Source organism: Sphingomonas cavernae, assembly GCF_003590775.1.
Lineage (GTDB): Bacteria > Pseudomonadota > Alphaproteobacteria > Sphingomonadales > Sphingomonadaceae > Sphingobium_A > Sphingobium_A cavernae.
This window is the reverse complement of the sequence record NZ_QYUM01000002.1, coordinates 1,457,598-1,472,068: the sequence shown is the minus strand read 5'-3', so window position 1 is coordinate 1,472,068 and position 14,471 is coordinate 1,457,598. Positions and strand designations below refer to the sequence as shown.

The following is a 14,471-nucleotide window of genomic DNA, read 5'->3' as shown; positions in this document are numbered from 1 at the left end:
GAGCATAGTAGCCTAGAAACAAAAAGTGAACACCATTCGTCGCACGAACGATGTTTTCGCTGCGTTGAGAGTAGCCTAAAAGCTATCAGCCTGCGCTCAGCTATAGAGGGACCGGCAGACGGGAGCCGCTTTTCAGCCCCGCCTAGCCCCCTACCGCCCGAACTTCCGCTGCGTCTTCCCGTACCGCGTCTTGCGTGTCCCCGGCTTGCCCTCGTTGCTGCGGCCCATCGTTGGCGCCTTGTGCTCGGTGTCGGGCAGGCCCAGCTCCTCGCGTTCGAGCGCGCGGATTTCGTCGCGTAGCCTTCCGGCTTCCTCGAATTCGAGGTCGGCGGCGGCCTTGCGCATCTTGGCTTCGAGTTCCTCGATGTATGCGCGGAGGTTGTGGCCGACCATGTGGGGCTTGTCGTCGTCGATCTCGACGGTGACCTGATCCTTGGACGCCACGTGCGAGATGATGTCGCCGATGTTCTTGCGGATCGTCTGCGGGGTGATGCCGTGCTCGGCGTTGAAGGCGAGCTGCTTTTCGCGGCGGCGATCGGTCTCGCGCATCGCGCGCTCCATGCTGCCGGTGATGCGATCGGCGTAGAGGATCACGCGGCCGTCGACATTGCGCGCGGCGCGGCCGATGGTCTGGATCAGCGAGGTTTCGGAGCGCAGGAAGCCTTCCTTGTCGGCGTCGAGGATCGCGACAAGGCCGCATTCGGGGATGTCCAGACCCTCGCGCAGCAGGTTGATGCCGACGAGCACATCGTAGACGCCGAGCCTGAGGTCGCGGATCAGCTCGATGCGCTCCAGCGTCTCGACGTCGGAGTGCATGTAGCGGACCTTGATCCCCGCCTCGTGCATATATTCGGTCAGGTCCTCGGCCATGCGCTTGGTGAGCGTGGTGACGAGCGTGCGGTAGCCGGCCTTGGTGGTTTCGCGGCATTCGTTGATGAGGTCGTCGACCTGATCCTCGATCGGGCGGATGGTGACGGGCGGGTCGATCAGGCCGGTGGGGCGGATCACCTGTTCGCTGAACACGCCGCCGGTCTGCTCCATCTCCCATGAACCCGGGGTCGCCGAGACATAGGTGGTCTGGGGGCGCATCGCCTCCCATTCGTTGAAGCGTAAGGGGCGGTTGTCGATCGCACTGGGCAGGCGGAAGCCATATTCGGCGAGCGTCAGCTTGCGCCTGTGGTCGCCGCGCGACATGCCGTTGATCTGGCCGATGGTGACATGGCTTTCGTCGACGAAGAGCAGCGCGTTTTCAGGGAGATATTCGAACAGCGTCGGCGGCGGCTCGCCGGGGAGGCGGCCGGTGAGGAAGCGGCTGTAATTCTCGATCCCTGCGCAGGAGCCGGTGGCGGCGATCATCTCGAGATCGAAATTGGTGCGCTGTTCGAGGCGCTGCGCTTCGAGGAGGCGGCCTTCGGCGACGAGTTCCTTGAGGCGTTCGGTCAGCTCGTGGCGGATGCCCTCCATCGCCTGTTTGAGCGTGGGGCCGGGGGTGACGTAGTGGCTGTTCGCATAGACGCGGACATAATCGAGGCTTGCGACCTTCTTGCCCGTCAGCGGATCGAATTCGGTGATCTCCTCGATCTCGTCGCCGAAGAATGCGATGCGCCAGGCGGTGTCCTCATAGTGCGAGGGGAAGAGTTCGAGGCTGTCGCCGCGGACGCGGAAATTGCCGCGGACGAAGGCGGCGTCGTTGCGCTTGTATTGCAGTGCGACGAGCTTGCGGATGATCTCGCGCTGGTCGACGACCTGCCCCTTTTTCAGGTCGAAGATCATCGCCGAATAGGTCTCGACCGAGCCGATGCCGTAGAGGCACGAGACCGAGGCAACGATCAGCACGTCGTCGCGCTCGAGCAGCGCGCGCGTGGCGGAGTGGCGCATCCGGTCGATCGCCTCGTTCACCGAGCTTTCCTTCTCGATGTACGTGTCCGAGCGGGGGACATAGGCCTCGGGCTGGTAATAGTCGTAATAGCTGACGAAATATTCGACCGCGTTGTCGGGAAAGAAGCTCTTGAACTCGCCGTAGAGCTGCGCGGCGAGGATCTTGTTGGGCGCCAGCACGAGCGCGGGGCGCTGGAGCGCCTCGACCACCTTGGCCATGGTGAAGGTCTTGCCCGAGCCGGTGACGCCGAGGAGCACCTGATCGCGCTCGCCGCCCTGCGCCTGTTCGACGAGTTCGGCGATCGCGGTGGGCTGGTCGCCCGCGGGCTCATAGTCGGAGACGATCCTGAACGCCTTGCCGCCCTCGGCCTTGGGCGGACGCTCGGGGCGGTGGGGGACGAAGCTCTGCCCCGTCTCGGGCTCTTCGAGCGTGGTGCGGATTTGGATTGCCATATTGTTCCGATATGGGTGATGCTTAGGCAGGTCGCAACGTAGACCGATCCATCCTGAGCGTGAAGGGAATGAAGATGAAACGCGTTGCCATGCTGACATTTCTGGTACTCGCCGCGTGTAGCAAGTCGCCTGAGGAAAAGGCGAAGGACCCTGCCGCGATGAAGAGCGATATGGCCCAAGCCGCCAAGTTCATGGCCGGGCAGTGGGACACCACGGTCGAGATCGTCGAGGCCGATATGCCCGGAATGCCGCCCGAGATGCTCAAGCAGATGACGGGGCGGACCAACAAGATCAGCCACTGCATGACCAGGGAAGAGGCCGACAAGAACGCCGAGGAAATGTTCAAGAAGCAGGGCGACGGCAATTGCAGCTACAAGCGCTTTTCGATGGCGGACGGCAAGATCGACGCGCAGATGAGCTGCACGGGCGGCCAGGGCGGGGGCACTTCGGAAATCACCATGGCGGGCGCCTATTCGGCCGATGCCTATCAGATGGCGACCGAGATGAAGATCTCCAACCCGCAAATGCCGGGCGGCGCGATGACGATGAAGGCCAAGACGACGGGCAAGCGCACGGGCGACTGCGCCTGACGCAGCGTCAAGAACACCAGTGAGAGGATGATACGATGATCGGCTATGCCACGCTTGGCACCAACAACAGCGAAAAGGCGCTCGCCTTCTACGACGCACTGCTCGGCGATCTCGGCGCGAAGCGCGTGATGGAGTTCGAGCAGAACAACTTCACAATGTACGGCGTCGCCTTCGACAAGCCGATGCTCGCGGTGACGCGTCCCTATGACGGCAAGCCGGCGACGATCGGGAATGGCGGCATGGTCGCGCTGGTGGTCGACGAACGCGCCAAGGTCGATGCGCTCCATGCCAGGGCGCTCGAACTCGGCGGGACGTGCGAGGGCAAGCCGGGCCTGCGCGGCGAGGAAGGCCCGCAGGCGTTTTACGGCGCCTATTTCCGCGATCTCGACGGCAACAAGCTCTGCGCGTTTCGCGTCGGGCCAGCTTGAGGCCTTAACTGCCCTCTTCTCCGCGCCTCCGCGTCTCCGCGCGAACATCGCTTTTCTCGCGCGGAGACGCGAAGGCGCGAAGGAAGAAAGGGGTTTTGACTGCAGGGCTGGACGCGAGGGCGCTTGCGTATAATGTCTCCCAAAATCGTTTCGGGGAGATATGAATGCGCCTTCGTTATCTGCTGCTTGCCGCCGCCTGCCTTGCCGCGCCCGCCCACGCCCAGCCCGATTACGCGCCGGCGGTCGAGGCGGATTACAAGGCGTCACTGGGCGCGCTGTTCGACTATTTCCACCGCAATCCCGAACTTGGCTTCCTTGAGACCAAGACCGCGACACGCATGGCCGCCGAGCTCAGGAAGGCGGGCGTGACCGTCACCGAAGGCGTCGGCAGAACGGGCGTGGTCGGCGTGATGAAGAATGGCGACGGCCCCGTAGTGATGATCCGCGCCGATATGGACGGCCTGCCTGTCGAGGAGAAATCGGGCCTGCCCAACGCGTCGAAGGCGCGGCAGACCAATGCGGACGGGGAAGAGGTGCCCGTGATGCACGCCTGCGGCCATGACGTGCACATCACCTCGCTGGTCGGCACCGCCAAGCGCCTCGCCGCGATGAAGGACCGATGGAAGGGCACCGTGATCTTCGTCGCGCAGCCCGCCGAGGAGCCCGTGTCGGGCGCCAAGGCGATGCTCGCCGACGGCATCTACACGCGCTTTCCCAAGCCCGATTATGCGCTGGCCTTTCATGTCAGCTCGGGCCTTGCCACGGGCAAGGTGAGCGCGGCGGAGGGCCTCCAATATTCGTCCGCGGACGCGCTCGATATCATCGTCCATGGCGTAGGGGCGCACGGCGCCGCGCCACATACGGGCAAGGACCCCGTCTATATTGGATCGCAGATCGTGGTGGCGCTGCAATCGATCACCAGCCGCGAGGTGATGCCGCTTTCGCCCGCGGTCATCACGGTCGGTTCGTTCCATGCGGGCACGCGGCCCAACATCATTTCGGATCGCGCGAAGCTGCAGGTGACCGTCCGCGCCAATGACGAGGCGACGCGGGCGCAGTTGGTCAAGGCGGTCGAGCGCGTGGCCAAGGGCGTCGCGCGCACACATGGCATGCCCGAGGACAAGCTGCCCGAAGTGCGCCATGTCGAGGGCACGCCGACGACGATCAACGACGCCGCGCTCGCGGGCCGGCTCAACGCGGTGATGGTGCAGGCGCTGGGCGAGGACGCGGTCGAACCCTTTGTGCAGGAGTCGATGGGCGCCGAGGACTTCGCCTATTTCGTCGAGAAGCAGTACGGCATCCCCGGCTATTATTTCGCGGTCGGCGGAACCCCGCAGGCGGCGTTCGACGCGGAGAAGGCGGGCGGCGCGCCGGTGCCCTCGCACCATTCGCCGCTGTTCAAGATCGATCCCGAACCGTCGGTAACCACGGGCACCGTCGCGATGACCGCAGCGGTGCTCGACCTGTTGAAGCCGGGGACGGGTGTGGCGGCGGCGGGCAACTGAGGCCTCATTCTCGAACACCGCCGGCGCAGAACAGGCGAGGTTCGTGTTCATGGATGCTGAAACAAGTTCAGCATGACGGTGTGGATGGTTGGGCTTTGGCGCGAGCAATAGTCGAATCGGCGCGCGCCATTGCCCCTGCCTCCTCACACGCGCGCATCTCGGCTTCGATCTTTCGCCTCCATTTGGCGCGGAGCATCGTGGGCCGTTCCGGGTAGCGCTCGTCGAGGAACTCGGCGGCGGCGACGCGATCGGCGCGGAAGGTGCGGAAATCGTCGCGCAATTCGCACCAGCCGATGATCGTGCGCCCAGTATCGCGATAGCCGACCGTCACCGGCCAGATCACGCGGACGGTCGCGCGGCCCTCGACGTCGCGATAGTCGAGCGCGATCTTGCGCCCGCCATGGATCGCCGCGCGCACGGCGGCCATGTCGATCGTGTCGGTGGGCTCGCCCCAGATCGGGGGCACGCGCAGCGCGGGATCGTCGATGTGCGGGCGCAGCGTCTCGGGCACAATCGCCTCGATCTTCGCGATCAGGTCGCGCGCCGCACGCGCCAGCGCGGGATCGCCGCGATGCGCGACCCATTGCGCGCCAAGCACCGCGGCCTCGACCTCGTCCGATGTCAGCATCAGCGGCGGCAGGTCGAAGCCGCGTTCGAGGACATAGCCGATCCCCGCCTCGCCGCGCACAGGCACGCGCTGGCCAATCAGCGCGGCGATGTCGCGATAGACGCTGCGCTTCGAGGTCTCGAGTTCGCTGGCGATCGCATCGGCGGTTACGGGCCCGCGCGCACGGCGCAGGATCTGGACGATCTGGAAAAGGCGTTCGGCGCGTCTCATGCTTTCCTCCTACCGCCAGACTGCTGACACCATGTTGGCAGCATAGTGTCAGTATGAGTCTTTCTCAATCAGAGGGAGACGAGCGATGATCATCCTATATGGCAGCAAGCCAAGCTTTGGGCTTCCCGAGACAAGCCCTTACGTGACCAAGACCGAGGTCCAGCTTCTGATGGCAGGACTCCCCTATGAAAAGCGTGCGGCGATACCGCCCGACGCGCCCAAGGGCCAGATCCCCTTCATCGACGATGACGGCACGGTGGTCGCCGATTCGACTTTCATCCGCGAATGGCTTGAAACCAAATATGGCATCGATCTCGACGAAGGGCTGAACGTTGCCGAACGCGCCCAGGCGTGGGTGATCGAGCGCATGATAGAGAACCAGCTCGGTTGGGTGTCGGCGTGGGGCCGCTTCATGATCCCCGAGAATTTCGAGAAGGGGCCGGCGCGCTGGTTCGACTTCCTGCCCGACGATGAGGCGGCCGCCCGCCGTGAGCAGATGCACGCCGTGACTGCCGCAAATCTGCGTGCAGTGGGGATCGGCCGTCATGCACCCAACGAGATCACCTGGCTCGGCGCGCGCTCGATCGCGGCGCTTTCAACGTTGCTCGGAGGCAAACGCCATCTGATGGCGGATCACCCGACGGGGGTCGACGCAATCGCCTTTGCCGTGCTGGCCGGGATCCTGACGCCGTTCTTCGACACGCCGCTGCGCGATCTGACGCTGGGCTATCCCAATCTGGTCGCCTATGTCAGTCGGATGATGGCGCGTTACTATCCGCAGCACCCGTGGGAGATGCCGCTCAGCGTCGCGGCGTGAGCTTGAGCAGCCGTCCGCCGGCGCCGTCTTCGCCATCCTCGAGCAGCCAGACCGCGCCGTCGGGGCCCTGCGCCACGGCGCGGATGCGCTCGCCCATGTCGAAGCGTTCGGCCTCGCGCGCGCTCTCGCCATCGAAGGTGATACGGACAAGCGCTTTCGAGGACAGGCCGCCCGCGAGCGCGCTGCCCTTCCATGCGGGGAACTGGTCGCCCGAATAGAAAATCAGGCTCGAAGGCGAGATCACCGGCGTCCACCAGACCGCGGGCGCGGCGAATTCGGGACGCGTGTCGTGATCGGGGATTGGCTTGCCGTCATAATGATCGCCATTGGAGACGATGGGGTAGCCATAATTCGCGCCGCGCCTGACGAGATTGAGCTCGTCGCCACCCTTGGGCCCCATTTCGATGTCCCAGAGCTTGCCGCTGGCGTCGAAGGCGATGCCGAGGGGATTGCGGTGGCCCAATGACCAGATCTGCGCGGTGACGCCGCCTTCCTTCGCAAAGGGGTTATCCGCGGGCGCGCTGCCATCGTCGTTAAGCCGCAGCACCTTGCCCAGATTGGCCTTCATATCCTGTGCGGGATCGAATTTCTGCCGCTCGCCCGAGGCGATGAACATATGCCCGTCGGGTGCAAAGACGATGCGGTGACCGTAATGGCCCTCGCCGGTGACCTTGGGCTGTTGACGCCAGATCACCTGCAGGCCCTCGAGCCTGGCGCTGTCGTTCGGCGCAATCACGAGCTTCGCGCGCGCAACAGCGGCACCGCGCGTGTTGCCTTCGCCCGGCTCGGCGTAGCTCAGATAGACGAGGCCGTTCTGCGCAAATTGAGGGTGCAGCACGACATCGCCAAAGCCGCCCTGCCCGCCATAGGCGACGTTCGGTACGCCCGCGACGTCGACCGTCGATCCGCCGATCGTGAAGAGCTTGAGCTTGCCCGCCTTTTCCGTGACGAGCAGTTGCTTGCCGCCCGGCAGAAACGCCATCGCCCAGGGCTCGTTAAATTTCGCCACCTCGCTCGCCTCGAACGGGCGCGCACTGGCGGTCTGCGCACTCGGCTGCGCATTGGAACTGTTGCTTGCCGAGCAGGCGGCGAAGATGGCGAGAAAGGCAAGCGGGGCGGTGTTGCGGATCATGGGGAGGCTCCGGCTGAATTGCGTTGGCGATTCAATAGCGCAGTCGCCGATCAGTTCCAGCACGACGTGAATGCGCGAACCAGATTTCCGCTTTCAGCGGTGGGTTCAACGGGTGGTCGCAACACTTCAGTTTTTAACGAGATGGAGTGGAGCGATGAAGCAGCGACGGCGGATTTACTACTCGGCGGAACAGCGGGCCGAAATCTGGGATCGCTGGCGGCGCGGTGAGTCGATGAGTTCGATCGGACGGCGGTTCGAGCGGGAGTCTTCGTCGATCTTCTCGGTGCTGTCGCCATCCGGCGGCATCCGTCCACCGGAACGAAAACGCCCCAGCCAGGCGTTGCGACTGAGCGAGCGCGAGGAGATTTCCAGAGGGCTCGGAGTAGGCTTGTCGCTGCGGACCATTGCTATCCGGCTTGGTCGAGCGCCCTCGACCATCAGCCGGGAGGTCGGCCGCAACGGGGGCACGGAATGCTACCGGGCCGTGGCATCGGATCAGGCGGCATGGGATCGTGCGCGACGCCCGAAGCCATGCAAGCTGGCTTGCCATGCCTCCCTGCGCCGAACAGTATCAGCCAAACTGTGCCGCAAGTGGTCGCCAGAGCAGATCGCAGGCTGGCTCAAACGCAGGTTTCCGGACGAAGAGCAGCATCGGGTGTCACACGAAACGATCTACAAAAGCCTGTTCATTCAAGCCCGTGGTGTCCTGAAGAAGGAGCTTCTTGAGTATCTCAGGGCCAAACGCACGATCCGCCGTTCGCGCCATGCCAGTCTGAAACGGGACGGGCTTGGCCAGGTAAAGAACGCCATATCGATCAGTGACCGGCCGGCGTCGGTCGAAGATCGCGCCGTGCCCGGACATTGGGAAGGCGATCTGCTTGCTGGATCACGCAATAGCTACATCGCCACGCTCGTCGAGCGCCAGTCGCGCTATGTGATCCTGGTCAAGGTTGCGAATAAAGACACCGGCAGTGTCGTCTCGGCCTTGATCAAACAGGCACGCAAATTACCGCGCGAGCTATATCAATCATTGACCTGGGACCGTGGCAAGGAGCTTGCCGACCATCAGCGCTTCACCCTGGCCACCGACGTCGACGTGTATTTTTGCGATCCGAGAAGCCCATGGCAGCGCGGCACCAACGAAAACACCAACCGCCTGCTGCGTCAGTATCTGCCCAAGGGTACGGATCTATCCATCTTCAGCCAGGCCAAGCTGAGCGCCGTGGCGCGTCAGCTCAACGAAAGACCGAGAAAGACATTGCTCTTTAAGACGCCGGCTGAAAAGTTCGCAGAGTGTGTTGCGGCGACCCGTTGAACCCACCACCAATTGCGGACATTGGGGAGCACCCTCCACCCGCATTGCCCCCATGCTCGACACGTTTCCAAACGAGGTGTAACTGTTTGTGCCATCAAAATAGGGAGGCGGCGGATGGCTTCTACAGATGTAGCATTTTCCGGGAGCATTCCTGAAATCTACGATCGCCATCTGGCTGAGCTTCTCTTCGCTCCCTATGCCGAAGACATCGCAGGTCGTGTTGCTACGCTGCGACCGCAATCGGTGCTGGAGACGGCCGCAGGTACCGGCCTGGCGACGTTGCAGATAATCGAGGCAGTTCCAGACGCGCAGGTCCTGGCAACCGACCTTAACCAGGCAATGCTCGATATAGCTGCTCGGAGGATCAGCGCGCCGCGGGTGGAGTTCAGAGCAGCAGACGCGCAGTCACTGCCGTTCGCGAATGCCACCTTTGACGTGGTAGCTTGCCAATTCGGGATGATGTTCCTCCCCGACAGGCCGGCGGGCTACGCCGAAGCGCGAAGAGTGCTGAAGCCCGCGGGCACGTTCATCTTCAATGTCTGGAACCGGCTGAGCGACTCCCCGATTGCCCAAGTCGTTCACGACGCGATGGCAGCCTTGTTCCCAGACGATCCGCCGAGCTTCTTCACCCGAGTACCATGGGGTTATTTCGATACCGAGGAACTGAAGGAAGACGTGCGCCGGTCAGGTTTCTCGCAGGTTGTCATCGAGACAGTCGAGAAGCGCAGCCGGGCGGCCTCTCCCAGTACGGCAGCGATCGGGCTGTGCCAAGGGACACCGCTTCGTGCGGAAATCGAAGCGCGCGGGGATTTGAATGCGGCCACCGAGGCGGCGGCGGATGCCCTGGAGAAGAGATTTGGTTCAGGACCTTTGGATCAGCCCATGTCGGCGCACGTTGTCGTCGCGAGCCTGTGATCGTCCCAGCTTGGCGCTCGTCGGATGCCAATGCCTGCTTTCCACGCCAAAACGGACATAAAACGCGATCTGCGAAATCGCCGCCTATCCCCGCTGCGCGAACAGCCAGAGGCGGATCGCGCTCGCCAGATTGGGCGGATCGTCGGCGGCGATCCGTTCGACGTCTATCCGCGCGATCAGCGCGTTGACGGGCAGCTCGAGCCGCGCCGCCTCGGCGCGCAGCGCGTCCCAGAAGACGGGCTCGAGACTGATCGAGGTCTGATGCCCAGCGATCGTGACCGATCGCTTGACCGGGCCGGAGTAGAGATTTTCGACATTACTCCCCGGCATCCGACACCCTCTCCCAGCTTCGCCTAACCCCGGCTCACGCCGAGGCAAGGCTTCGCAACCCTCCCCCTCCAGGGGGAGGGGGATTGGATCAATACATATGCTGCCCGCCGTTGATCGACAGCGTCGATCCGGTGACGAAGCCCGCTTCGTCCGAGCACAGGAAAGCGACGCCGCGTGCGATTTCGTCGGCATGGCCGAGACGACCCACGGGGATCTTCGCGACGATCTTGCCGAGCACCTCGGCGGGAACCGCGGCGACCATGTCGGTATCGATATAGCCGGGTGCGATCGCGTTGACCGTGACGCCCACCTTCGCGCCTTCCTGTGCAAGCGCCTTGGTGAAGCCGTGGATGCCCGATTTGGCGGCGGCATAGTTGACCTGGCCGTACTGCCCCGCCTGACCGTTGATCGAGCCGATATTGACGATCCGCCCCCAGCCGCGGTCGCGCATGCCGGGGAAGGTCGCCTTGGCCATGTTGAAGCAGCCGCCCAGATTGGTGTCGATCACTTCCTTCCACGCCTCGAAGGTCATCTTGAGCAGCGTGCCATCGCGCGTGATCCCGGCATTGTTGACGACCACATCGACCGCGCCGAGATCGGCCTCCACCGCCTTGACCCCATCGAGGCATGCCTGATGATCGGCGACGTCCCATTTATAGGCGCGAATGCCCGTGCGATCGGTGAACTCACGCGCGCGATCGTCATTGCCCGCATAGGTGGCGGCGACGTTCATGCCCAGTTCCTTGAGCGCCAGGCTGATCGCCTCTCCGATACCGCGCGTTCCGCCGGTGACGATCGCTGTTCTGGTCATGGCACTCGCTCTCCCTGTTGGTGGGTCCTTTGGATTAAACCTATGCGGGCGCGACCCAGCCCGCAAGCTCACGCGCGAGCAAATGCCGCAGCATTGTTACGGATTCGGGACTGGCGTTGAGACAGGGCAGATAGGCGAAGTGCGTGCCACCCGCCGCCATAAAGGTTTCGCGGCCACGGATTGCAAGCTCTTCAAGGGTTTCGAGGCAATCGACGGAAAAGCCGGGCGCGACGATGGCGACCTTCTTCATATCCTTGCCGGGCAACGCGGCGAGCGTGGCATCGGTTGCGGGTTCGAGCCATTTGGCGCGGCCGAAGCGCGACTGGAAGGTGACTTCCAGCGGGCGCCCCAGTGCGTCGCCCAAGAGACGCGCGGTTTTCTGGCACTGGCAATGATAGGGATCGCCGAGATGGAGCGTCCGCTCGGGCATGCCGTGAAAGCTGGCGATGATGATATCGGGCGCAAAGTCGAGCGCCGCGAGGCTGGTTTCGACCGAGGCCTTGAGCGCGGCGATATAGGCGGGATTGTCATGATAGGGCGGCAGCGTACGGATCGCCGGTTGCCACCGCATCCGTGCCAGCGCGCCAAAGGCATGATCATTGGCGGTCGCGGTCGTGGCGGCGCAATATTGCGGATAGAGCGGCGCGATCAGGATACGCTCGCACCCCGCGGCCTTGAGCCTTTCCAGCCGATCGGCGATTGTGGGACTGCCGTAACGCATCGCCCAATCGACCATCACTTGCGCACCGAAGGCACCCTGCAGCGCCTCGCTCTGTGCACGCGTCAAGACAGCGAGCGGCGAGCCGTCCGCGCTCCAGACCTGCGCATAGGCGTGCGCCGACTTTTTGGGGCGTGTCGTGAGGATGAGCCCGCGCAATATGGGCTGCCAGACGAGTTGCGGAATCTCCACCACGCGCGGGTCGGAAAGGAATTCCTTCAGATAGCGACGAACCGCCGCGAGCTCGGGCGCATCGGGCGTGCCCAGATTGACGAGCAGCACGCCGATGTTTGAGGCGGCTATCGAGGGATGCTCGTCAGGCATCATGGACAATCCCGTTCGGGCTGAGCTTGTCGAAGCCCATTCCTGCCTTGAGCGAGAGGCCGAAAAAAAGGGGCTTCGACAAGCTCAGTGGAAATGAAAGCGCAAATGACCATCACACGGCGCCCGGCACGAGCGGCAGCGAGCGCAGGCGCTGGCCATTGGCGGCAGCGATCGCGTTGGCGACCGCGGGCGCGATCGGCGGCACCGCGATCTCGCTGACCCCGCCAGACGGCGCCTGACTTCGGACCAGCTCGATCCCGATCTGCGGCGAATTGGCAAGCACCGGAAATTCGAGCTGCGCGAAGTTGCGCGGCACGACCATGCCATCCTTGATGTCGATGGCCGCGCCCGTCGCCGCGGCTATGCCGAACAGGATGCCGCCCTCGATCTGCTGGCGCACGAGATCGGGATTGATGACGCGCCCGCAATCGACGACCGCAGTCACGCGGTCCACAACCACTTTCTGGCTGCCGTCAACATGGGCCTCGGCGACCAGCGCGACATGGCTGTCCGCCATCGAATGGCACGCAATGCCCTGACCGCTTCCCTGCACGCCGCCCTGCCAGCCGGCGAGCGCGGCGACGGTCGCGAGACAGTGCGCAAGGCGCGGATTGCTGCCCAGAAGCTGCATCCGGAACGACAGCGGCTCGATCCCCGACATCAGCGCAAGCTCATCGATGAAACATTCGGTGAAGAAGGCGGTGTAGCTATGCGCCCCCGAACGCCAATAGCCCGTCGGCACGCCGATCTCGGCGGGATGGTGGTCGACGGCGAAGGCCGGAATGCCATAGGGCGGCAGCGCGCCTGCGACCGCATGAGGATCCGCCGAAGCCGGATCGGGAAGGAATGTGCGCGCCGTGCCGTGCCCCGCGAACATCCGGCGCGCCTGCTCGACCGCGGTCGAGGGCGCAGCGATCTTGGCGAGCCAGCCCTCGATCAGCCCGGTCGGCCCGAACTTTGCGCTCATCCGCGCAAAGGCGGGCGGGCGGAAGCGATCGTGCGTCAGATCCTCCGCGCGCGACCAGGTGAGCTGGACGGGCCGGCTCATCCTGGCGGCAAGGATTGCAACCTGCCCCGCAATTTCGTTCTCAAGCCGATGCCCGAAAGCGCCGCCACCCAACACCGGATGGATGACGACGTCGTTCTCATCCATGCCCAGCGCTCGCGCAGCCTCTGCACGCGCCAGCGCGGGGGTCTGTGTCGCGATCCACAGTTCGAGCGCGCCGCGCTTGAGCCGCGCGGTCGCCGTCATCGTTTCCATCGGCGCGTGCGCCGCCAGTCCCACCGAATAATCGGCGGTGTGGATCGTCTGGCCGCGGTAGACCGCCGCCAGATCGCCCTGCTTCGTAATGCGGACGCCATCGCCGTCCATCGCTTTCTGCAACGTCTCGGTGATCCGCGCGGTCGAGGCGCGAGCGCCGCCGACCGCGAAGCGCGGCTTCATCTCGTCGAGCGCCCGGTTGGCGGCCCACCAGTTGGTCGCGATCGCGGCGACCCAGTGCGGGGTATCGACCACGCCGAGCACCCCGGGCTGGGCGTCGGCGGCCTTGCGATCATATCCGATCAGCCGCGCTTCGCCGAGCGGCCCCTGCCGGATCGCTGCATAGGCCATGTCGGGCAGGCGGACATCCGCCGCGAAGGTCGCAGTGCCGTCGATCTTGGCGGGCAGGTCGAGCCGCGGCAGCGATCGTGCGACCAGACGGTTCTCCCGTCCCGTGCGCAAGGGCACGGGGTCGGGAATTTTGAAGTCGAGCGCCTCCTGCGTGAGTTCGCCGAAGCGGAGCCGCTCCTCGCCACGCACGACGAAGCCCTCGGCGGTGTCACACGCGAGCCAGTCGGCGTCCCAACGCCGTGCGGCCGCCTTGCACAGCAGCACGCGCGCCGCAGCGCCCGCCTCGCGCAGCGGCTTTTCGAAGGCGCGGATCGAGCTCGAAAAGCCCGTCACCATCAGCGACTCGCGCGTCGCGAATTCCTGCACAGCCCAGCGCGAAATCCCCGAAAGCAGCCCCTCGGCCTGCCCCTCGACCGCATCGCCTGCGAGCAGGCGGTTGGCATAGACGGGGCTGATCGGCGCGGCCTCGACCGCGATCGTCCGCCAGTCTGCGCCAAGTTCATCGGCGAGGATCTGGGGGAGCGCGGTGTAGCTGCCCTGCCCGAATTCGCCCTGTGGCACCGCGACGGTGACGCGGCCATCGGCGGCGATCTTGAGAAAGGCGTTGAAGATCGTCTCGGCGGGATTGGCGACAAGGTTGGGCGCATAGGCGCGCGGCCACACCGCCCAGCCGACGACCAGCCCGATGCCGACGCCGCCACCCACCAGAATCTGCCTGCGACTGAGCCCCCCGCCGCGTGCCTTCAGCTCATCCCATAGCGCCATGTGTGCGTGATAGGTTGCGAGTGAAGCTTGGGGAAGGGGG

Annotated in this window: 13 protein-coding genes; 6 read left to right on the top strand and 7 right to left on the bottom strand. The window is 64.5% G+C overall.

All coding sequences use genetic code 11. The annotated features are described in order from the left end of the window. Window positions 1-150 precede the first annotated feature (150 nt). On the bottom strand, window positions 151-2,331 hold the full coding sequence (gene uvrB, locus D3876_RS07255; protein ID WP_119760708.1) for an excinuclease ABC subunit UvrB: 2,181 nt from the start codon (window positions 2,329-2,331) through the stop codon (window positions 151-153). A gap of 74 nt (window positions 2,332-2,405) precedes the next feature. Between uvrB and D3876_RS07250 the strand changes: the two genes are divergently transcribed. From D3876_RS07250 to D3876_RS07240, 3 genes are all read left to right on the top strand, one after another. Next, window positions 2,406-2,921 carry a DUF3617 domain-containing protein gene (locus D3876_RS07250; RefSeq protein ID WP_182911908.1) on the top strand — a complete coding sequence of 172 codons (516 nt, stop codon included), beginning with the start codon at window positions 2,406-2,408 and terminating at the stop codon, window positions 2,919-2,921. A gap of 35 nt (window positions 2,922-2,956) precedes the next feature. After that, window positions 2,957-3,349, top strand: a complete 393-nt coding sequence (locus D3876_RS07245) for a VOC family protein (protein WP_119760704.1) — start codon at window positions 2,957-2,959, stop codon at window positions 3,347-3,349. A gap of 164 nt (window positions 3,350-3,513) precedes the next feature. Beyond that, complete coding sequence (locus tag D3876_RS07240) at window positions 3,514-4,854, top strand: amidohydrolase (RefSeq protein WP_119760702.1); 1,341 nt, start codon at window positions 3,514-3,516, stop codon at window positions 4,852-4,854. A gap of 67 nt (window positions 4,855-4,921) precedes the next feature. On the opposite strand, the gene D3876_RS07235 is transcribed toward D3876_RS07240, so the two are convergent. Then, the gene (locus D3876_RS07235; RefSeq protein ID WP_119760700.1) at window positions 4,922-5,692 is read right to left on the bottom strand and encodes a helix-turn-helix transcriptional regulator; all 771 of its coding nucleotides are present in this window, start codon (window positions 5,690-5,692) and stop codon (window positions 4,922-4,924) included. Between the two features lie 85 nt (window positions 5,693-5,777). On the opposite strand from D3876_RS07235, the gene D3876_RS07230 reads away from it, so the two are divergent. After that, window positions 5,778-6,509, top strand: coding sequence for a glutathione S-transferase family protein (locus D3876_RS07230; protein WP_119760698.1), 732 nt, complete (start codon window positions 5,778-5,780; stop codon window positions 6,507-6,509). Here the strand turns inward: D3876_RS07230 and D3876_RS07225 are convergent. Further along, a complete protein-coding gene (locus D3876_RS07225; RefSeq protein WP_119761148.1) occupies window positions 6,493-7,641 on the bottom strand; it encodes a PQQ-dependent sugar dehydrogenase in 1,149 nt (382 codons plus the stop codon). The two genes, D3876_RS07230 and D3876_RS07225, sit on opposite strands and share 17 nt — an antisense overlap. A 154-nt stretch (window positions 7,642-7,795) precedes the next feature. Here D3876_RS07225 and D3876_RS07220 point away from each other — a divergent pair, with 154 nt between their 5' ends. Together D3876_RS07220 and D3876_RS07215 are read left to right on the top strand one after the other, a co-directional pair. Continuing rightward, window positions 7,796-8,956 carry an IS30 family transposase gene (locus D3876_RS07220; RefSeq protein ID WP_119760697.1) on the top strand — a complete coding sequence of 387 codons (1,161 nt, stop codon included), beginning with the start codon at window positions 7,796-7,798 and terminating at the stop codon, window positions 8,954-8,956. 114 nt (window positions 8,957-9,070) lie between these two features. Continuing rightward, window positions 9,071-9,871 carry a class I SAM-dependent methyltransferase gene (locus D3876_RS07215; RefSeq protein WP_119760695.1) on the top strand — a complete coding sequence of 267 codons (801 nt, stop codon included), beginning with the start codon at window positions 9,071-9,073 and terminating at the stop codon, window positions 9,869-9,871. Window positions 9,872-9,955: 84 nt separating this feature from the next. Here D3876_RS07215 and D3876_RS07210 read toward each other — a convergent pair whose 3' ends face one another. The 4 genes from D3876_RS07210 to D3876_RS07195 form a co-directional block, all read right to left on the bottom strand. Then, on the bottom strand, window positions 9,956-10,201 hold the full coding sequence (locus D3876_RS07210; RefSeq protein ID WP_119760693.1) for a ribbon-helix-helix domain-containing protein: 246 nt from the start codon (window positions 10,199-10,201) through the stop codon (window positions 9,956-9,958). An 88-nt stretch (window positions 10,202-10,289) separates the two neighbouring features. Then, window positions 10,290-11,012, bottom strand: coding sequence for an acetoacetyl-CoA reductase (gene phbB, locus D3876_RS07205; RefSeq protein ID WP_119760691.1), 723 nt, complete (start codon window positions 11,010-11,012; stop codon window positions 10,290-10,292). A 40-nt stretch (window positions 11,013-11,052) separates the two neighbouring features. Continuing rightward, a complete protein-coding gene (hemH, locus tag D3876_RS07200; RefSeq protein WP_119760689.1) occupies window positions 11,053-12,057 on the bottom strand; it encodes a ferrochelatase in 1,005 nt (334 codons plus the stop codon). A 109-nt stretch (window positions 12,058-12,166) separates the two neighbouring features. Further along, on the bottom strand, window positions 12,167-14,431 hold the full coding sequence (locus D3876_RS07195; RefSeq protein WP_119760687.1) for a molybdopterin cofactor-binding domain-containing protein: 2,265 nt from the start codon (window positions 14,429-14,431) through the stop codon (window positions 12,167-12,169). Between the last annotated feature and the right edge of the window lie 40 nt (window positions 14,432-14,471).